The 17,864-nt window shown below is 71.3% G+C and carries 17 protein-coding genes and 2 pseudogenes; 9 read left to right on the top strand and 10 right to left on the bottom strand.

Annotated features, from left to right (window positions below):
* Positions 1–283 precede the first annotated feature (283 nt).
* Positions 284–580 (top strand): hypothetical protein, encoded by a 297-nt coding sequence (locus tag ACFW6P_RS20595; protein ID WP_386355803.1) that lies wholly within the window; start codon positions 284–286, stop codon positions 578–580.
* A gap of 44 nt (positions 581–624) precedes the next feature.
* On the opposite strand, the gene ACFW6P_RS20590 is transcribed toward ACFW6P_RS20595, so the two are convergent.
* Positions 625–1,818, bottom strand: a complete 1,194-nt coding sequence (locus ACFW6P_RS20590) for an RtcB family protein (RefSeq protein WP_386355805.1) — start codon at positions 1,816–1,818, stop codon at positions 625–627.
* Between the two features lie 171 nt (positions 1,819–1,989).
* Between ACFW6P_RS20590 and ACFW6P_RS20585 the strand changes: the two genes are divergently transcribed.
* From ACFW6P_RS20585 to ACFW6P_RS20575, 3 genes are all read left to right on the top strand, one after another.
* A complete protein-coding gene (locus ACFW6P_RS20585) occupies positions 1,990–2,838 on the top strand; it encodes a DUF3558 domain-containing protein (protein ID WP_386355808.1) in 849 nt (282 codons plus the stop codon).
* Between the two features lie 118 nt (positions 2,839–2,956).
* Complete coding sequence (locus ACFW6P_RS20580; protein WP_386424328.1) at positions 2,957–3,853, top strand: DUF3558 family protein; 897 nt, start codon at positions 2,957–2,959, stop codon at positions 3,851–3,853.
* A gap of 115 nt (positions 3,854–3,968) precedes the next feature.
* A complete protein-coding gene (locus ACFW6P_RS20575) occupies positions 3,969–5,222 on the top strand; it encodes a DUF2637 domain-containing protein (protein WP_386355814.1) in 1,254 nt (417 codons plus the stop codon).
* Positions 5,223–5,297: 75 nt separating this feature from the next.
* On the opposite strand, the gene lysS is transcribed toward ACFW6P_RS20575, so the two are convergent.
* The gene (gene lysS, locus ACFW6P_RS20570; protein WP_386355817.1) at positions 5,298–7,043 is read right to left on the bottom strand and encodes a lysine--tRNA ligase; all 1,746 of its coding nucleotides are present in this window, start codon (positions 7,041–7,043) and stop codon (positions 5,298–5,300) included.
* Between the two features lie 149 nt (positions 7,044–7,192).
* Here lysS and argS point away from each other — a divergent pair, with 149 nt between their 5' ends.
* Positions 7,193–8,956 (top strand): arginine--tRNA ligase, encoded by a 1,764-nt coding sequence (gene argS / locus ACFW6P_RS20565; protein WP_386355820.1) that lies wholly within the window; start codon positions 7,193–7,195, stop codon positions 8,954–8,956.
* Positions 8,957–9,028: 72 nt separating this feature from the next.
* Here argS and ACFW6P_RS20560 read toward each other — a convergent pair whose 3' ends face one another.
* From ACFW6P_RS20560 to ACFW6P_RS20550, 3 genes and pseudogenes are all read right to left on the bottom strand, one after another.
* Positions 9,029–9,184, bottom strand: coding sequence for a hypothetical protein (locus ACFW6P_RS20560; RefSeq protein ID WP_386355822.1), 156 nt, complete (start codon positions 9,182–9,184; stop codon positions 9,029–9,031).
* Positions 9,185–9,206: 22 nt separating this feature from the next.
* The gene (locus ACFW6P_RS20555) at positions 9,207–10,421 is read right to left on the bottom strand and encodes a PLP-dependent aminotransferase family protein (protein ID WP_386355825.1); all 1,215 of its coding nucleotides are present in this window, start codon (positions 10,419–10,421) and stop codon (positions 9,207–9,209) included.
* Between the two features lie 188 nt (positions 10,422–10,609).
* Positions 10,610–10,831 (bottom strand): annotated as a pseudogene (locus ACFW6P_RS20550) (transcriptional regulator); the annotation flags it as partial.
* A gap of 3 nt (positions 10,832–10,834) precedes the next feature.
* On the opposite strand from ACFW6P_RS20550, the pseudogene ACFW6P_RS20545 reads away from it, so the two are divergent.
* Positions 10,835–11,119: pseudogene (locus ACFW6P_RS20545) on the top strand (DUF4232 domain-containing protein); the annotation flags it as partial.
* Between the two features lie 23 nt (positions 11,120–11,142).
* Here the strand turns inward: ACFW6P_RS20545 and hemB are convergent.
* A complete protein-coding gene (gene hemB / locus ACFW6P_RS20540; protein WP_386355828.1) occupies positions 11,143–12,141 on the bottom strand; it encodes a porphobilinogen synthase in 999 nt (332 codons plus the stop codon).
* 89 nt (positions 12,142–12,230) lie between these two features.
* Entirely contained in the window at positions 12,231–12,767 is a 537-nt protein-coding gene (locus ACFW6P_RS20535; protein WP_386424326.1) for a hypothetical protein, read from the bottom strand.
* A 303-nt stretch (positions 12,768–13,070) separates the two neighbouring features.
* On the opposite strand from ACFW6P_RS20535, the gene ACFW6P_RS20530 reads away from it, so the two are divergent.
* Positions 13,071–14,045: a rubrerythrin family protein gene (locus ACFW6P_RS20530; RefSeq protein WP_386424324.1), complete on the top strand. Its 975-nt coding sequence runs from the start codon at positions 13,071–13,073 to the stop codon at positions 14,043–14,045.
* Positions 14,046–14,123: 78 nt separating this feature from the next.
* Here ACFW6P_RS20530 and tgmC read toward each other — a convergent pair whose 3' ends face one another.
* From tgmC to ACFW6P_RS20515, 3 genes are read right to left on the bottom strand one after another with little or no spacing between them, the layout of a single operon-like run.
* Positions 14,124–15,335 (bottom strand): ATP-grasp peptide maturase system methyltransferase, encoded by a 1,212-nt coding sequence (gene tgmC / locus ACFW6P_RS20525; RefSeq protein WP_386355835.1) that lies wholly within the window; start codon positions 15,333–15,335, stop codon positions 14,124–14,126.
* Positions 15,332–16,312, bottom strand: coding sequence for an ATP-grasp ribosomal peptide maturase (gene tgmB, locus ACFW6P_RS20520; RefSeq protein ID WP_386355838.1), 981 nt, complete (start codon positions 16,310–16,312; stop codon positions 15,332–15,334). Before tgmB ends, tgmC begins: the two co-directional genes overlap by 4 nt.
* Before the next feature lie 3 nt (positions 16,313–16,315).
* A complete protein-coding gene (locus ACFW6P_RS20515) occupies positions 16,316–16,582 on the bottom strand; it encodes a putative ATP-grasp-modified RiPP (RefSeq protein WP_386355840.1) in 267 nt (88 codons plus the stop codon).
* A gap of 207 nt (positions 16,583–16,789) precedes the next feature.
* On the opposite strand from ACFW6P_RS20515, the gene ACFW6P_RS20510 reads away from it, so the two are divergent.
* The gene (locus tag ACFW6P_RS20510) at positions 16,790–17,623 is read left to right on the top strand and encodes a helix-turn-helix transcriptional regulator (RefSeq protein ID WP_386424322.1); all 834 of its coding nucleotides are present in this window, start codon (positions 16,790–16,792) and stop codon (positions 17,621–17,623) included.
* Positions 17,620–17,826 (top strand): DUF397 domain-containing protein, encoded by a 207-nt coding sequence (locus ACFW6P_RS20505; protein WP_386355846.1) that lies wholly within the window; start codon positions 17,620–17,622, stop codon positions 17,824–17,826. The genes ACFW6P_RS20510 and ACFW6P_RS20505 overlap by 4 nt, the downstream gene beginning before the upstream one ends.
* Positions 17,827–17,864: the final 38 nt, after the last annotated feature.

Raw genomic sequence — 17,864 nt, 5'->3', positions numbered from 1 at the left:
CACGTCCCCGATCGCCCGGGCGGCACGTGAACAGGCGGTCCAGGCTCGCGCCACACCCGTCAACACGACGGCCCTCGACCGGGACCGGCATCCCGGCATCCCGGCCGAGGGCCTGACCGACACGTGCATCATCGCCGCAGATGGGTCGGCGGCGTACACCGGGCAGAACTCGCCCCTCGTCCCTCCCGGCACGGCCAGCAAGGCGATCGGGCTGTATCTGTGCTCCCGTGCGGAGCAGGTATCCGGAGCTCTGCGCAACCCTCGCCCGAACCAACGGGACCGCGTGTACAACATCGTCTACACCGGTGCGGCCGCACGCGTCTTGACCGAGGATCTCCACCACCCGGGCTGCTTGTCGTCGGGACGCAAGCAGACGGCCGCCGAGCAGGTGCTCGAGTGGGTCCGCCCGCCCCGCGGGAGACCAGGGCCGGAGCGGATCCACTGGACGACGGACAACGACAGGATCCTGCTGTCGGCACCCGGCATCGACATGGCATGCGCCGAACTCGGCCACTCCCTCAACGCGTGCCGAGCTCGCCTCAACACGCTCCGCGACGGAGTGGTGCGCCTGCCTGGCTGACACACCGGTGAGGCGAGGAGGGCGTCGCCGGGCCCGAGGCCCCGCTAGCCCTTCACACAGACGACCTGCCTCAGCTTCGCCACGACCGCCACCAGGTCCCGCTGCTGGTCGATGACCTGCTCGATCGGCTTGTACGCGGCCGGGATCTCGTCCACGACACCGGAGTCCTTGCGGCACTCCACGCCCCGCGTCTGCTCCTCCAGGTCCTTCGTGGAGAACCGGCGCTTGGCCGCGTTGCGGCTCATGCGCCGGCCCGCGCCGTGCGACGCGGAGTTGAAGGACTTGTCGTTCCCGAGGCCCTTCACGATGTACGAACCCGTGCCCATGGAGCCCGGGATGATCCCGTAGTCGCCGGAGCCGGCCCGGATCGCGCCCTTGCGGGTCACGAGCAGGTCCATGCCCTCGTAGCGCTCCTCGGCCACGTAGTTGTGGTGGCAGGAGATCTCCTGCTCGAAGGCCGGTTTCGCCTTCTTGAACTCCTTGCGGACGACGTCCTTCAGGAGCGCCATCATGATCGAGCGGTTGTACCTCGCGTACTCCTGCGCCCAGAACAGGTCGTTGCGGTACGCCGCCATCTGCGGGGTGTCCGCGACGAAGACGGCGAGGTCGCGGTCGACCAGGCCCTGGTTGTGCGGCAGCTTCCGGGCCACGCCGATGTGATGCTCGGCCAGTTCCTTGCCGATGTTGCGGGAACCGGAGTGAAGCATGAGCCAGACAGAACCGGTCGTATCCGTGCATACTTCGATGAAATGATTGCCGGATCCGAGCGTTCCCATCTGCTTCGTAGCGCGTTCCTCACGGAATTTGACCGCTTCCGCCACGCCACCGAACCGGACCCAGAAGTCGTCCCACCCGCCCGTCGCGAACCCGTGCAGCCGCCCCGGGTCGACGGCCTCGGCGTGCATCCCCCGCCCCACCGGAATCACCTGCTCGATGCTCGACCGCAGGCGCGACAGGTCACCGGGCAGGTCGTCGGCCGTCAGGGACGTCTTCACCGCCGACATGCCGCAGCCGATGTCGACTCCCACCGCCGCCGGGCACACCGCGTCCTTCATCGCGATGACCGAGCCGACCGTCGCGCCCTTGCCGTAGTGCACGTCGGGCATGACGGCCAGGCCCTTGATCCACGGCAGCGTCGCGACGTTCTGCAGCTGCTGGAGCGCCGAGCCCTCGACCGTGGCCGGGTCGGCCCATATCCGGATCGGCACCTTCGCGCCGGGCACCTCTACGTACGACACAACATCCCCAATCCCCCGTAAAAGAACAGAAGTCCTCAAGAGCAAATACCGGAGCCAAGGTCGACGAAAGGGATTCCGGACCGGCGTTCACGGCAGTGCGTGCGATAGACATTGTTCCCATCGGCTGCCTCGCGGCGGCAAGGCAATATCCGCGTCGAGAGGAGCCACCACGTGCAACGGAGGGCGTACGCACCCGGTATCGCCGTGCTCCTCGTGACCCTGCTGGCCGGCTGCACGGGCGGTTCCGGCGACGGCGGCACGACGGCCGACGCCGCCCCCGGCGACGCGGGCACGGCCTCGGCCGCGGCAGAACCCGGCCGGTACCGCACCCTGCCCGAGCCCTGCACCGCGGTCGGCCAGGGCACGCTCGACGAACTCCTGCCCGGCATCCGGGAGATCAGGGACGAGGAACAGCGCGAGAAGGCCTACGAGGGCGTGCCGACGGTCACGTTCGACACGGACCGCAAGGTCGGCTGCCAGTGGAAGGTGGACGGGCGGCGGGCGACGGACCATCTGCTCGTCGACTTCCAGCGGGTCGTCTCCTACGACAGCGCCGTGAGCGACGACGGTCAGGCGGAGCGGCTGTTCGCGGAGCAGGAGGCGGCGGCCCATCTGCCGGAGCCGACGGCGGCGGATTCGGCGGAGTCCGGTGGCCCGCCGGCCGGTGGTTCCTCCGCCTCACCGAGCGGTTCCCGTTCCGGGAAGCCCTCGGCGGGCCGCTCGGCGAGTCCGTCCGGCTCCCCCTCGCCGTCGGCGTCCGTGTCCGCCGCCCCGACGGAGTTGCAGCCTCGCGTGCTGGAGGACCTGGGCGACGAGGCGTTCATCGACGACGCGCTGAGCAGCTCCGGTTCGACGGCCAAGCAGCGGACGGTGACTGTGGCGTTCCGCACGTCGAACGTCATCGTGACCGTGGAGTACACGGAGCAGCCGGCGACCGTCGGGGTCGTCCCGGACAGCAAGGAAATGCAGGACAGGGCGCAGGAACTGGCGTCGCAACTGGCGGATTCGCTGGGTGACTGAGGCCCGTTCACGGCCGCTTCACGGGTGCCCGCGAAGCATTCGAGGGAAGAACACATCGCTGTTCCACCGCGTACCGTGACCACTCGGACCCGTTCCGACCGCAGCAATCACGAGCGTCATGAGTGAAGGAACCATGCAGCGACGAGCACAGCGAGTAGAGCGAGAAGAGCGAGAAGAGCGAGCGAAGCGCCTGAACCGCGTCCTTGTCTGCGCGGCCGCCGTCCCCGTGATGCTGGTCGCCGCCGGCTGCTCCTCGGACTCCGGCTCGGGGGACAGCGAGGACAAGGCGGCGAAGTCGGCGGCGTCGGCGTCGGCGAGCCCGTCACCGACCGTGCAGGCGGCGGCGTACGGCAAGCTTCCGGAGCCGTGCGAGGTGCTGTCGAAGAAGACGCTGGAGGACCTGGTCCCGGAGGGAAAGTCAGGCAAGGAGGGCACTTCCGACGATGTCTCCTCGCGGGGCAGCTGCTCCTGGAACAGCCTGGACGACAACGGTGTGAAGGGCTCCCAGTTCCGCTGGCTGAACGTGTCGATGCTGCGTTTGGAGTCGGACGTGACGCGTGGTCCGGCCGACAAGCTGGCGCAGGAGTACTACGCGAAGCAGGTGCAGGACGCGCAGGCGGTGGAGGGTGCCAAGAGCGCGACGTCGGAGCCGGTGTCCGGTACCGGCGACCAGGCGACGGCGGTGACGTACGACCTGAAGAAGAAGGAAGGCACCTTCAAGCAGCAGACGATCGTGGCACGCGTGGAGAACGTGGTCGTCACGGTCGACTACAACGGCGCGGGTCTGGCCGGTGACAAGACGCCGAGCGGCGCCGATCTGCTGGAGGACGCGAAGAAGGCCGCGGAGGAGGCCGTCGCGGCGGTCACCGAGGCGAACGCGGGCGGCGGCAAGGCGAGCGGCAGCCCGTCGAAGGGGACGTCGACGTCTCCTTCCGGGTCCCCGTCGAAGTCGGCGTCGAAGGACACGGCGGACGCGTCGGACGGGTCGTCGAAGAAGCCCGTCTCGAAGAGCTGAACAGGCCCGACGGGAACCGGCCACCCGTTCTCCGGACACATGTGCCACCCTGTTGCGCGCAACAACACGCAAGGGGAGGGGAGTACGGGTGGCCGCGCCACTGCAGCTGACTCGGATGCACCGCGTTCTCATCGGCGTGGTCGTGGCCGGTGCCGTGATCATCGCCGGCATCGGCTTCGCCGGTTCGTACGCGGCGGTCCGCGAGTTGGCCCTCAAGAAGGGCTTCGGGAACTTCTCCTACGTCTTCCCGATCGGCATCGACGCGGGCATCTGCGTCCTGCTGGCCCTCGATCTGCTCCTCACCTGGATCAGGATCCCGTTCCCGCTGCTGCGGCAGACGGCATGGCTGCTGACGGCTGCGACGATCGCCTTCAACGGTGCGGCGGCGTGGCCGGATCCGCTCGGTGTCGGTATGCACGCGGTGATCCCGGTGCTGTTCGTGGTCGCCGTCGAGGCGGCCCGGCACGCGATCGGCCGTATCGCCGACATCACGGCCGACAAGCACATGGAGGGCGTGCGGCTCACCCGCTGGCTGCTCTCGCCGGTGCCGACGTTCCTGCTGTGGCGCCGGATGAAGCTGTGGGAGCTGCGCCGCTACGACCAGGTCATCAAGCTGGAGCAGGAGCGGCTGGTGTACCAGGCCCGGCTGCGCTCCCGCTTCGGCCGGGGCTGGCGGCGCAAGGCGCCGGTGGAGTCGCTGATGCCGCTGCGCCTGGCCAAGTACGGCGTGCCGCTGGGCGAGACGGCCCCGGCGGGGCTGGCGGCGGCGGGCATCGAACCGGCGCTGATTCCCCCGCCGCCGCAGGCGGAGGTGACGGCGGGCCACCGGTCCGACGGCGCGGTGCCCGGCCCGCGCAGGGCGGCGCCTCCCGGCGAGCAGCGCCTGGAGCTCGACAGCAGCCCCGAGGCGGAGTTCCCGGAGCGAGAGCCCGAGCCGGACCGGAGCCCGTGGTTCAACACCCCGCGCGAGGTCGAGTACCAGGGCGGCTACGACCCGGACTACGACCCCGCCGAGCACTACGCCCGGTGGATCGCGGAGCAGCAGGAGGCCGAGCGGTACCAGCCCCGGTACGACCCTGAGCCGCCGTCCCCGGAGGACACGGGCAGCTTCCCCATCCCGGTGGGTCCGAACCGCACCCGGGAACTCGGCGAGGGCGGCGGCACGCCCCCGGCCCCGGAGCCGGACGAGGAGGCGTACTACCAGGTGTTCCGCCAGTCGATCGACGGCAGCTACCCCACGCCGCGCGCCCTGGGCGGCAACATCCAGGCCACCTACGGCACGACGCTGAGCCCCGGTGAGCTGAAGTCGCTGGTGGAGCGTTTCCAGAAGCGGCACTCGGCGGAGCTGGAGGAGGACCACATCGCGTGACCCGCTCGCGCGGGGACAGGGAACGGAAGGGAGAAGGGGTCCCCGGGGAACCGGGGGCCCCTTCTCAGTGCCTGCTCACTCCCCGAGCAGGGCCCGCACGCGTTCCTGCCCCACGGCCAGCAGCAGCGTGGGCAGGCGCGGTCCCGTGTCGCGTCCGACCAGCAGGTGGTAGAGCAGCGCGAAGAAGGACCGCTGGGCGGTCTTGATCTCCGGCGGGAGTTCCTTCGGCGTGGCGTCGGCGGAGTAACCGGCCTGCACCTTGGGCACGCCGTAGACGAGGTGGGTCAGCCCGTCGAGCGACCAGTGGCCGGCCAGCCCGTCGAGCAGCAGCCGCAGCGACTGGCGCCCCTGCTCGTCCAGTGACTTCAGCAGCTCGGCGTCGGGTTCGTCCCGCACGATGGTGCGCTGGTCGGCGGGGACGTGGGTGTTGATCCAGGCCTCGGCCTTGTCGTACCGCGGGCGGGCCTCGCCGAGCGAGGTCAGCGGCTGGTCGGGGTCGAGCTCGCTGAGGATGCGCAGGGCCTGGTCCTCGTGCCCGGCGGTGATGTCCGCGACGGACGCCAGGGTCCGGTACGGCAGCGGGCGGGGCGTGCGGGGCAGCTCACCGGCGGCCGTGCGCACCGCGCGGGAGTGCGCGGCGACGTCGGCCGGCAGGGCGCTGCCGTCGGCGACCTTGGCGTCGAGCCGGTCCCACTCGTCGTAGAGCCGCTGGATCTCCTGGTCGAAGGCGACCTTGAAGGACTGGTTGGGCCGGCGCCGGGCGTAGAGCCAGCGCAGCAGCTGCGGCTCCATGATCTGCAGGGCGTCGGCCGGGGTGGGGACGCCGCCCTTGGAGGAGGACATCTTGGCCATGCCGGAGATGCCGACGAAGGCGTACATCGGGCCGATGGGCTGCTTGCCGCCGAAGATGCCGACGATCTGCCCGCCGACCTGGAACGACGAGCCGGGCGAGGAGTGGTCGACGCCGCTGGGCTCGAAGACGACCCCTTCGTAGGCCCAGCGCATCGGCCAGTCGACCTTCCAGACGAGCTTGCCGCGGTTGAACTCCTCCAGCCGGACCGTCTCGGAGAAGCCGCAGGCGGTGCAGGCGTAGGTCAGCTCGGTGGAGTCGTCGTCGTAGGAGGTGACGGTGGTGAGGTCCTTCTCGCAGTTGCCGCAGTACGGCTTGTACGGGAAGTAGCCGGCGGAGCCGGAGCCCCCGTCGTCCTCGGCGGCGGCTCCGGAGCCCTCGGCGGCCTCCAGTTCGGCCTCGTCGACCGGCTTCTGGCCCTGCTGCTTCTTGGCGGGGGCCTTCTTCGTCCGGTACTGGTCGAGGACGGCATCGATGTCGCCGCGGTGCCGCATGGCGTGCAGGATCTGCTCGCGGTAGACGCCGGAGGTGTACTGGGCGGTCTGGCTGATCCCGTCGAACTCCACGCCGAGCTCGGCCAGCGACTCGATCATCGCGGCCTTGAAGTGCTCGGCCCAGTTGGGGTGCGGGGAGCCCTTGGGCGCCGGGACGGACGTCAGCGGCTTGCCGATGTGCTCGGCCCAGGACTCGTCGACGCCCGGGACGCCGTTCGGCACCTTGCGGTAGCGGTCGTAGTCGTCCCAGGAGATCAGGTGCCGCACCCGGTGGCCGCGGCGGCGGATCTCGTCGGCGACGAGGTGCGGGGTCATGACCTCGCGGAGGTTGCCGAGGTGGATGGGGCCGGACGGGGAGAGGCCGGACGCGACGACGACGGGTTTGCCCGGGGCCCGGCGCTCCGACTCCTCGATGACCTCATCCGCGAAACGGGAGACCCAGTCGGTGGTCTCGGTGCTCTGAGCCACGATCGGCACGTCCTTCTTTCTGCATCGGGCAGCCGGTACGGTCGCACGGCTGACCGCGCCATTGTCCCAGACCGGCTCGCGCCCGGAAAAACGGCTTTACCCCCATGGGATACTGAGCGTGTCTATCGATTCCCTCGAGGAGAACGGCACCCTTACCTATGGCCTCGGTCACGTCCCTCAGCGACTCCGTCCACCAGCGCCTCGCGGCGGCTCTGTCGGCGGCCCTGCCGCAGGCCGGCTCCGCGGACCCGCTGCTGCGACGAAGCGACCGGGCCGACTTCCAGGCCAACGGGATCCTGGCCCTGGCGAAGAAGGAGAAGGCGAACCCGCGCGAGCTGGCGACGCAGGTCGTGGCCCGGGTCGAGTCGGGTGAGCTGATCGAGGACGTCGAGGTCTCCGGCCCCGGCTTCCTGAACGTCACCCTCACCGACCGGGCGATCACCGAGACCCTCGCCGCGCGCTACGCGGACGACACGGGCCGTCTCGGCGTGCCCCGGGCGGAGAACCCGGGCACCACGGTCATCGACTACGCCCAGCCGAACGTGGCGAAGGAGATGCACGTCGGGCACCTGCGGTCCGCGGTCATCGGCGACTCGGTGGTGCAGCTGCTGGAGTTCACCGGCGAGTCGGTGGTCAGGCGCCACCACATCGGCGACTGGGGCACCCAGTTCGGCATGCTGATCCAGTACCTGGACGAGCACCCGCACGAGCTGGACCACAAGGCCGCCGAGGTGACCGGCGAGGAGGCGATGTCGAACCTCGACCGGCTCTACAAGGCGGCGCGTAAGCTCTTCGACTCCGACGAGGAGTTCAAGACGCGGTCGCGGCGCCGGGTGGTGGACCTCCAGGCCGGGGACGAGCACACGCTGGCCGTCTGGCAGAAGTTCGTGGACGAGTCGAAGATCTACTTCTTCTCCGTCTTCGAGAAGCTGGACATGGAGGTCCGCGACGAGGACATCGTCGGTGAGTCGGGGTACAACGACATGCTCGCGGAGACCTGCCGCATGCTCGAGGAGTCCGGCGTGGCGGTCCGTTCCGAGGGCGCGCTGTGCGTGTTCTTCGACGACGTCAAGGGCCCGGACGGCAAGCCGGTCCCGCTGATCGTGCAGAAGTCGGACGGCGGCTACGGCTATGCGGCGACCGACCTCTCGGCGATCCGGGACCGCGTGTTCCACCTGAAGGCGGACAGCATCGTCTACGTGGTGGACGCCCGGCAGTCGCTGCACTTCAAGATGGTGTTCGAGACGGCCCGGAGGGCGGGCTGGCTGAACGACGAGGTGAAGGCGTTCCAGCTGGCGTTCGGCACGGTGCTGGGCAAGGACGGCAAGCCGTTCAAGACCCGTGCGGGCGAGACGGTCCGGCTGGTCGACCTGCTGGACGAGGCCGTCGACCGCGCCTCGGCGGTGGTCCGGGAGAAGGCGCAGGACCTCTCCGAGGAAGAGATCGCCGAGCGGGGCGCCCAGGTGGGCGTCGGCGCGGTGAAGTACGCGGACCTGTCGACGTCGGCGAACCGGGACTACAAGTTCGACCTGGACCAGATGGTCTCGCTGAACGGCGACACGTCGGTCTACCTCCAGTACGCCTACGCCCGTATCCGGTCGATCCTGCGCAAGGCCGGCGACCTGCGCCCGGCCGCGCACCCGGAGCTGGAGCTGCACGCGGCGGAGCGCGCGCTGGGCCTGCACGTGGACGCGTTCGCGCAGACGGTGGCGGAGGCGGCAGCCGAGTACGCCCCGCACAAGCTGGCGGCGTACCTGTACCAGCTGGCGTCGCTGTACACGGCGTTCTACGACAAGTGCCCGGTGCTGAAGGCCGAGACGCCGCAGCAGGTGGAGAACCGCCTGTTCCTGTGCGACCTCACGGCCCGCACGCTCCACCAGGGCATGGCCCTGCTGGGCATCCGGACGCCCGAGCGGCTCTGAGCCCGGGCCACGGCGGCCCGAGGGCGGCACTCCCCCCGTGGAGTGCCGCCCTCGGCGTCTTCCGCCCTCAGGTCACCGGCAGTTGACCCACTGGTTGGACTTCTGGAACCAGACCGCGTCACCGGTCCCCTTGACCCCCCTCGGGATGACTCCCTTGTCCCCGCCGTAGTTCACCCGACCCTGGAGGCCTACGCCGAGCACCAGGTCCTCGACCAGCGGGTGTGGCACTTCTGGTGGGACTGACCGCGTCTCAGCCCGCCGAGGCGATGCCGGCCCCCAGCCTGCGCAGCCCCTCCGCGATCTCCTCCGGCGTCTGCGTCACGAAGCACAGCCGCAGGGTCGTGCGGTCGGGCGGGCCCGCGTGGAAGGGAGCGCCGGGGACGTACGCCACGTCGTGCCGCACCACCTCCGGCAGCAGGGCCGTCGTGTCGTAGGGCTCCGGCAGGCGGGCCCAGAGGAACATGCCGCCCTCGGGACGGTTCCAGACCGACCCCGCGGGCAGCGCCCCGGCCAGCCCCGCGAGCATGGCGTCGCGACGTGCGCGGTAGACGCCCACGACCCGGGCGACGTGGGCGTCGAGGTCGTGGTCGGCGAGGTACCGGGCGGCGGCGAGCTGGTTCACGGTCGGGGTGTGCAGGTCGGCGGCCTGCTTGGCGACGGCACAGGCCCGGCGGAGCTCCCCGGGCGCGCGCAGCCAGCCGAGCCGCAGTCCGGGCGCCATGACCTTGGAGAAGCTGCCGAGCAGCACCGTGCGGTCCTCCGCGCCCGGCCGCGAGGCGATCCAGGGCACGCGGTCGCCCTCGTAGCGCAGCTCCCCGTACGGGTCGTCCTCGACGATCCACAGCCCGCGCCGGGCGGCGACGGCCGCCACCGCGGCACGCCGCCCGGCGGGCAGGGTCCGGCCGGTGGGGTTCTGGAAGGTGGGCACGGTGTAGAGCAGCTTGGGCCGCTCGCGCACCACCAGTTCCTCCAGCGCCTCGGGGTCGACGCCGTCCTCGTCGCCCGGCACGGCCACGACGCGCGCCCCCGCGAAGCGGAAGGCCTGAAGGGCCGCCAGGTAGCAGGGGTTCTCCACGAGGACGGTGTCGCCGGGTTCCAGCAGCGCGGTCGCCAGCAGGGACAGGGCCTGCTGGGAGCCGGTGGTGACGAGCAGGTCGTCGGGGCCGGTCGGCAGACCGCGCGCGGTCGTCCGCGCGGCGAGCGCCTCCCGGAGCGCGGGCTCGCCCTCGGTCGTGGAGTACTGCAGCGCCCGCGCCGGCGTCTCGGTCAGCACCGCCCGGTACGCGGCCGCGATGCCCTCCGCGTCGAACAGCTCCGGCGCCGGCAGCCCGCCCGCGAAGTTGATCACCTCGGGGCGTGCGGTGACGGCGAGGATGTCCCGCACGGGAGAGCCGCCGACGGCCCGGGCCCGCGAGGCGAGCGGCGGCACGGGGCTGAGGGCGGACGCGGGCTCGGTGACGGTCATGACGGGACTCCTTGGCTGCGACGGCGGAAGGGGGGCTCGTCCCCGCAGCCTAGGGATATGCGTGCCGCCTACAAGGAGAATTCCGGGATGTGGTCCTTGCCGTCGAGGAAGACGTCGCAGACCCGCGCCGGACGCGCCTTGCCGCTGTCGATCCACTGAGTCGAGGGTGCCCGCTCCGGGCCCGGCGGTCAGGACTTCTCGGCCGTCCCGGCCTCGGCCCACTTCTCGCCGCCGAGCGGGAACTCGTACGCCGGGCGCCCGTTGTTGCCGCTCGTGCGGAAGGGGCGCCCCTTGTCGTCCACCGTGAGCGTGCCCTGCCGGCTGCCGCTGGACCACCGCAGCTCCAGGTACCAGCGGACGTCGTACGCGGAGGCGTCGGCCCGGACGAAGTAGACCTCCGGGTCGGACTCGGGATGCAGTGGGTCCCGCAGCCGATCGAGGACTCCCGGCCGCAGGCCGTGACGACCCTGTTCCCCGGCGAGTCCGGCTACGCGGGCGTCACGCTGTCGGCGGCCGACGGCAGCGGCGAGGCGGGCACCACCGGCCACGAGCTGACGGTCGGCTTCCAGGGCCGCACACCGGACAGCGGCGGCGGCCCCTCCGCGATCCCGTCCCTGCCGGCCCAGGGCGTGTACTACGACAGCAAGCTGACGGTCACGTACTGGCTGCGGGACATGGACGACGCCCTGTCCTACTGACCGCCTCCTCCCGCTCCCCCGCCCTACTGCTCCTTGAGCTTCCGGGCCACCTCGGTGGCCCAGTAGGTGAGGATGCCCCGGGCACCGGCCCGCCGGATCCCGGTCAGGGTCTCCATGATCGCCCGGTCCCGGTCGATCCAGCCCTTCTCGGCGGCGGCCTCGACCATCGCGTACTCGCCGGAGATCTGGTAGGCGACGACGGGCACGTCCACGGCGTCCGCGACCCGGGCGAGGACGTCCAGGTAGGGGCCGGCCGGCTTGACCATCACCATGTCGGCGCCCTCCTCCAGGTCGAGGGCGAGTTCACGCAGGGACTCGCGGACGTTGGCCGGGTCCTGCTGGTAGGTCTTCCGGTCGCCCCGCAGGGAGGAGCCGACGGCCTCCCGGAAGGGCCCGTAGAAGGCGGAGGCGTACTTCACGGTGTAGGCGAGGACGGCGACGTCCTCCCGCCCGATCTGGTCGAGTGCGTCGCGGATGACCCCGACCTGCCCGTCCATCATCCCGCTGGGGCCGACGACATGGGCGCCGGCGTCGGCCTGGACCTGGGCCATCTCGGCGTAGCGCTCCAGGGTGGCGTCGTTGTCGACCCGGCCCTGCGCGTCGAGCACCCCGCAGTGGCCGTGGTCGGTCGTCTCGTCCAGGCACAGGTCGGACATGACGAGGAGATCGTCCCCGACCTCGGCGCGCACGTCCCGCAGGGCGACCTGCAGGATCCCGTCCGGGTCGGTGCCCGCCGTCCCGAGCGCGTCCTTCTTCGACTCCTCGGGCACGCCGAACAGCATGATCCCGGAGATCCCCGCCGCGACGGCCTCGGCCGCGGCCTTCCTGAGGGTGTCCCGGGTGTGCTGCACGACGCCCGGCATCGCCGTGATCGGCACCGGCTCGCTGACGCCCTCCCGCACGAAGGCCGGAAGAATGAGGTCGGCGGGGTGCAGCCGGGTCTCGGCGACCATCCGGCGCATGACAGGACTGGTCCGCAGCCGCCGAGGACGCGCACCGGGGAAGGATCCGTACTTCGTCATGCGTCCACGCTACGCCCGTTCCACCCGGCCCTTTGCCGACGCCGAGTCGGGCCCGCGACGGCGCCCGGGCCGACCGGCGGGGGCGGGGGTCACAGTCCCTGCCAGACCGCCTTCGCGCCGGATTCACCGATGCGGTAGACCTGCACCACCGCGCCGACGCCGACGACCAGGGCCAGCAGCGTGCCCACCCCCACCACCAGGACCGCGCGGGGGGAGGCGAGCCGTACCGCCCCCGGCCCGCCGCCCGGCCCGGCAGCTCCACCCTGCCCGCCCGGCCCGCCCGGCAGGAAGCGACGCGGCAACCCCCCGTGCACCAGCCACAGCAGGACCGCCAGCACGAAGATCGCCACGGCCCACGGCAGCAGCCCGTCGCCCATCTCCGTGTGGCGTTCCGTGGCGGCGTTCTCCGGCACCCGCTCCTCGAGCCACTCACCGGCGTCCGTCGCCAGCGGCACCGTCACCAGCGCCACCAGGGCGAGCAGCGGCAGCACGATCCCGGCCCTGCGCATCACCGCCGGCCACGCCGCGCAGACCACCAGTGCGAGCGCCGAAAGCGGCACCAGCACCACGACGGCATGTGCCCACAGCGGATGCGCGGGGACCCCGTTGATCGTCGTCGTTCCCATACCGGCTCCGGACTCGGCGGTCAGATAAGGCCACCGTAGGAGGACCCGGCACCCCCCGCTCGCCGTACGCCCCGAACGCACGCGACGGCGCCTCAACCGAGGCCTCCGACCGGGGAGGGCCTGCCCGGGCGGCGGTCGTGGCCGACGACGGGGGCGGACGGCAGCGGCGCCCGGGACGGGCGATCGGGTGAATCGTCACCGCGGCGGTCGAGCCGATGGCTCATGCCCGCTCGTCATATTCCCCTGGAGAGTGCTGAGCTGATGGCCGAGGGGGGTGTCGACGACCTTCGACCAAGGAAGACCATGAACCGTTTCGCCACCCGGGCCGCGCTGGTGTGCCTGTCGGTCGCCACCGCCGCCGCGGTGATCACCGGCCCCGCTTCCGCCACCCCCTCGTCCCTGCCGCACGACGGCACCTCCACCCCCGCCGCCACGGCCCGGCTCAACCCGCAGACCCTCGCCGACCTCGAGACCTCCATGCGCGGCGAGGCCTTCGCCAACGCCTCCTACACCTTCTACGCCGACCAGGCCGACCGCGAGAACCTCCCGGCCACCGCACGGCTGTACCGCAGGACGGCGGCGGTGGAACTCCACGAGCACTTCCGCGAGGAGGCCGAACTGGCCGGCGTGGTCGGCTCCGACGCGGAGAACCTGCGCGACGCCATCGAGGGCGAGACCTACGAGACGAAGGTCATGTACCCCACGTTCGCCCGGCAGGCGGCGGAGGACGGCGACGACGACGCGGCCGAGCTGTTCACCGAGATCGCCCGGGACGAGGCCCAGCACCTCAAGAGGTTCCGCGCCGCCCTGAAGGTCGTCGAGACCGGCCGCGGCCGTATCCCCGCCCCGCCGCCCGTCGACGCCGTCGAGGTCCCCGCCGGCGACCCGCAGGTCCACTCCGAGCGCACCCTGGCCAACCTCGACACGGCCATGCACGGCGAGGCCCTCGCCCACGCCCGCTACACCCTCTACGCCGAGCACGCCGCCGCCGAGGGCCACGAGGACCTGGCCCGCCTGTTCCGGGGGACGGCCGAGATCGAGCTGCGCGAGCACTTCGCCGGCGAGGCCGTCCTGTTCGGCCTGGTGCGCAGCACCCGGGAGAACCTGGAGAAGACGATCGCGGGCGAACGCTACGAGGCGAGGGAGATGTACCCCACCTTCGCGCGCCGCGCCGCAGCCGTGGGCGACGCGGAGGCGGCCCGCCTGTTCCGCCACAACGCGTCCGACGAGGCCCGGCACGCCAGGGCCTTCCAGCGGATGCTCGACAACCCGAGGTGACCCGGCCCGCCCGCCGGTGAGACCCGTCACCCGAGGCGCGGACTGTCCCGACCGGACGGTCCGCGCTGTGCCGTCCCGTCAGGGTGACGGCAGCGGGAGACAGGGCAGTTGCGGGTGCCGCAGGTGCTGTCCGTGCTCGTGGACGCACAGCGTGAAGGTCTCCGGCCCCGGGCGCCCGGCCGCGTCGTAGGCGTCGAGCATCCGCTCGACACGTTCCCACAGGCGCACCGGCCCCGCCTCCCGCACCCGCCAGCCGCCGTCACCGCCTTCCCCGTCCGGGCTGAGCGCGGCGGCCGACCCGCTGACCACGTCGACCAGGTGCACGACACCGCCGACGATGGCCAGTTGGGCGTCGGGCACCGCGCTCTGCACGAGGAAGCGCAGAGGGAAGGCCTCCTCGGTCGCGGCGGTGATCCGCTCGGGCCCGTGCCGGGCGATGCGTGGGCTCTCGGGCAGCTCGGCAGCCCAGTGGGCGGGGTTGCCGAACGCCGGCGCCGCGTGCGTACGGGCCGACATGAAGGACACCGTGCCGCCCAGCAGATGTCCCTCGGCGGTACCGTCCCCGGCGACCGTGAGCAGGACGCGGGCGTACCCGTAGAGCCAGCCCGAGAGCGTCAGCAGGATCTTGCCGCCCGGCCGGGTCTGGGCGACCAGGGCCGGCGGCACGGCACGGAAGGAACAGGCGGCGACGATCCGGTCGAACGGGGCCTCGGGCCAGTAGCCGTACAGTCCGTCCGCCACCGCGAGGGTGGGGGTGTAGCCGCAGCCGTGCAGGGCGTTCGCGGCCTGCTCCAGCCGGTGCGGGTCCACCTCGACGCTCGTGACGCCGCCGGAACCGAGGCGTTCGCAGGCGAGTGCGGTCGAGTACCCCGTCCCCGTGCCGATCTCCAGCAGGGCCTGCCCCTCCCGGACATCGGCGTCAGCCCACATCCGCAGGACGAGGGACGGCAGGGTGGAGGACGAGGTCGGGGCCCCGCCATGACGCTCGGCCGGGTCCTCCCAGTCGGGTTCGTCACCGTCGAACTGGGTGATGAGCGTGCGGTCGGAGTAGGCGGCGGCCAGCCACCGCCCCTCGTCGCGCGAGGCGGTGACGGGCTGCCACACGGTGAGCCCCTGCCCGTCCCGCGCGTCGGCGGGCAGGTAGAAGCCGGGCACGAACCGGTGCCGGGGCACGGTCTCCACGGCGGCACGCCAGGCAGGATCGTCGAGGAACCCGCGTGCTGCGAGATCCTCCATCATGGCTGCGCGCAGCCGCGCGGCATCGGTCTCGAGGTCGACGGGCACGGTCATGAACAGCCCTCCCTTTCCACAGCGAGAATCTCGGCGAAGGCCTCGGCGATGTCGGGTGCGTCGGGAAGCCACCCCCACTGTCCGTTCGGGTTGCACTCGATCGCGGTCCAGTGTTCCGGACGGTCGCCGCCGCCGGTGAGCGCGAAGTCGAAGCAGCCGAAGACGAGACCGAACGAGGCCAGGTAGGCGTGCAGCGCCGTCTCGACGGGCGGCGGCACGGTGACGGGCACGTGAAGCAGGGCGCCCCAATCACCCCGGCGCCAGTCCAGCGCGCCGTCCGGTGCGGCGACCCGCTGGGCGAAGACGCGACGGCCGACCACCGTCACTCGTACGTCGCCGCTCTTCGGGATCTCGGCCTGGAACAGGTGCGCGGTCATGGCGAGCGTGTCGTCGAAGGTCTCCGGATCGACCCGCTGGGTCCAGATCGCCCCGGCGCGCCCGTCGTCCCCGGCGGGCAGGCCGCGGAACGTCTTGCAGACGACGGTGCCGTGCTCGGCGGCGAACTCCCGCGCGGCCTGCTCGTCATTGGTCACCAGTGTCGGGGGGATCCTCAGCCCGAGCCGGGCGAACGTCCTGAGCTGGGCGGGCTTGAACTCCGCACGGGCCACCGCGGCCGGATGGTTGACGTACCGGGCGCCGGACAGACCGTGCAGCACACCGCCGAGCCCGTGCCTGGCCTCGGCAGCGGCGAACTCCCCTTGCTGCCGGGGCAGGTGCGCGAACCGGGCGCCGTACGGAGTGGGACGGCGCCAGTACACCGCCGCCACCTCCCCCGGCTCCACCTCCCGGCTCGTCGTACGCAACCGCCCGCCCCACTCGGCACGGTCCGCGTCGATGCGGAAGCCGAACGTCAGGGCGGGCCCGATGTCGGCGGGATCGACGCGGACGACGGGCACCTCGCGCTCGTTCAACGCGGCGACGACCAGATCCGCGGTGACGTCCTCCAGCGCGGTGACGACCAGGACAGTGGAGGCCATCGGTCAGTCCGACTCGTAGTCGGTGGTGGTGTCGTCCTGTGTCTGGGGCTGCGGACCGTTCCCGTCACCGCCCCCGGACACGGACGCGGTGCCGGTCGTCCTCGACGTCCCGTGCTTGCCCATCTCGACCGGTCGTCCAGCCGCGTCGGCGTAACGGGCGGTCTGTGTGACGTGGTCGAGCGTCACCGTCGCGTACGGCGGCGGCCCGACCGGCAGCCGGTCGGTGACCAGGCGCAGTGCCCACGGGGCATCGGGGGTGAGCGTCGTCATGCGGTGTCCCTTCTCAGATGGCGTGGCGCCCTCTTGATTCACATCGCTCAGTGTGTCCAATGGTGCGTACTGCGTGAGCACAGACAGCTCGTACGGCCGGAGGCTGTACGTGAGGTGTCCGGTTCCGTCCGGGCTGTCCGGCGTGACCGACTGCGCGCGGCCGGAGTTGGTCCGGGGAAGGGCGTGCGCGACGGGAGGGCGGCGAGCATGAGCGGGTGGGAAGCGGGGCTGGACGACGAGGAGGCCGGGGCCGTGATGCGCACGGTCTCACGGCAGTTGAGGCTGTGGCGCGAGGCGGCCGGCCTCACCCAGGCGGAGTTCGGGACGGCGATCGGGTACGGGGAGGACCTGGTCTCGTCGGTGGAGCGGGGGCGGCGGATTCCACGGCCGGAGTACCTGGACGCGGCGGACGAAGTCCTGGGCGCGGGCGGGAAGATCGCCGCGATGAAGAGGGACGTGGCGGAGGCCCGGTATCCGAAGAAGGTGCGGGACGTGAAGCGCCTGGAGGCGGAGGCCGTCGAGATCTGCTCCTACAACAACTCCGTCATCGACGGGCTGTTGCAGACCGAGGCGTACGCGCGGGCCGTTTTCGGCTCCCGACGACCGCAGTTCACGGAAGAGGAGCTGGAGCAGCGGGTAGCCGCCCGCCTGGATCGACAGGAGATCTTCTGCGCCCCGACAGCACGCCCTCTGTTCAGCTTTGTGCTGTGCGAGGCGACACTGCGCCGCCTGATCGGGGGCAAGATGGTCATGCGTAACCAGCTCGAACGGTTGTCGCAAGTAACCCAGATGCGGAACGTCGACCTACAGGTCCTGCCTCTGAGCCGGGAGGAGAACTCGGGTCTCGGCGGCCCCTTCCGGCTGCTCAAGCTCAAAGACGGAGCGGCCGTAGGCCTGAACGAAGTCCAGCTCACCAACCGCGTGATCACCGACCCGAAAGAGACCACGGTCCTCGACATGCGCTATGGGATCATCCGGGCGCAGGCTCTCACGCCACGAGAGTCGCTGGCCCTCATCGAGAAAGTGCTGGGAGAGTCATGACCCTCAAGACTCCTGACGGTTCCGATGGCAAGCTGGAGTGGATAAAGAGCAGCTACAGCTCGGACGACGGTCCTTCCTGCGTCGAGGTCGCCACTACCTTGGCAACCGTCCACGTGCGCGACTCCAAGATCCCGGACGGCCCCCGCCTCGCCCTCACCCCCACCACCTGGGCGGACTTCCTGCCGTACGCCTCCGCGCACTGACACAAAACCCGAGCGGGGCGGAGCCGCAGATCGCGGTC

It is taken from the genome of Streptomyces sp. NPDC058741, assembly GCF_042746715.1.
In the GTDB taxonomy this organism is placed as follows: domain Bacteria; phylum Actinomycetota; class Actinomycetes; order Streptomycetales; family Streptomycetaceae; genus Streptomyces.
The sequence above is the reverse complement of the archived record's forward strand: the minus strand, read 5'-3'. Positions and strand labels throughout refer to the sequence as shown.

Excerpts from the sequence above, each read along its gene's own strand:
- ACFW6P_RS20580 (WP_386424328.1), top strand. The coding sequence starts at position 2,957 with ATGAGTGAAGGAACCATGCAGCGACGAGCACAGCGAGTAGAGCGAGAA.
- ACFW6P_RS20575 (WP_386355814.1), top strand. The coding sequence starts at position 3,969 with ATGCACCGCGTTCTCATCGGCGTGGTCGTGGCCGGTGCCGTGATCATC.
- argS (WP_386355820.1), top strand. The coding sequence starts at position 7,193 with ATGGCCTCGGTCACGTCCCTCAGCGACTCCGTCCACCAGCGCCTCGCG.
- ACFW6P_RS20555 (WP_386355825.1), bottom strand. The coding sequence starts at position 10,421 with ATGACCGTCACCGAGCCCGCGTCCGCCCTCAGCCCCGTGCCGCCGCTC.
- hemB (WP_386355828.1), bottom strand. The coding sequence starts at position 12,141 with ATGACGAAGTACGGATCCTTCCCCGGTGCGCGTCCTCGGCGGCTGCGG.
- ACFW6P_RS20535 (WP_386424326.1), bottom strand. The coding sequence starts at position 12,767 with ATGGGAACGACGACGATCAACGGGGTCCCCGCGCATCCGCTGTGGGCA.
- ACFW6P_RS20530 (WP_386424324.1), top strand. The coding sequence starts at position 13,071 with ATGAACCGTTTCGCCACCCGGGCCGCGCTGGTGTGCCTGTCGGTCGCC.
- tgmC (WP_386355835.1), bottom strand. The coding sequence starts at position 15,335 with ATGACCGTGCCCGTCGACCTCGAGACCGATGCCGCGCGGCTGCGCGCA.
- tgmB (WP_386355838.1), bottom strand. The coding sequence starts at position 16,312 with ATGGCCTCCACTGTCCTGGTCGTCACCGCGCTGGAGGACGTCACCGCG.
- ACFW6P_RS20515 (WP_386355840.1), bottom strand. The coding sequence starts at position 16,582 with ATGACGACGCTCACCCCCGATGCCCCGTGGGCACTGCGCCTGGTCACC.
- ACFW6P_RS20510 (WP_386424322.1), top strand. The coding sequence starts at position 16,790 with ATGAGCGGGTGGGAAGCGGGGCTGGACGACGAGGAGGCCGGGGCCGTG.
- ACFW6P_RS20505 (WP_386355846.1), top strand. The coding sequence starts at position 17,620 with ATGACCCTCAAGACTCCTGACGGTTCCGATGGCAAGCTGGAGTGGATA.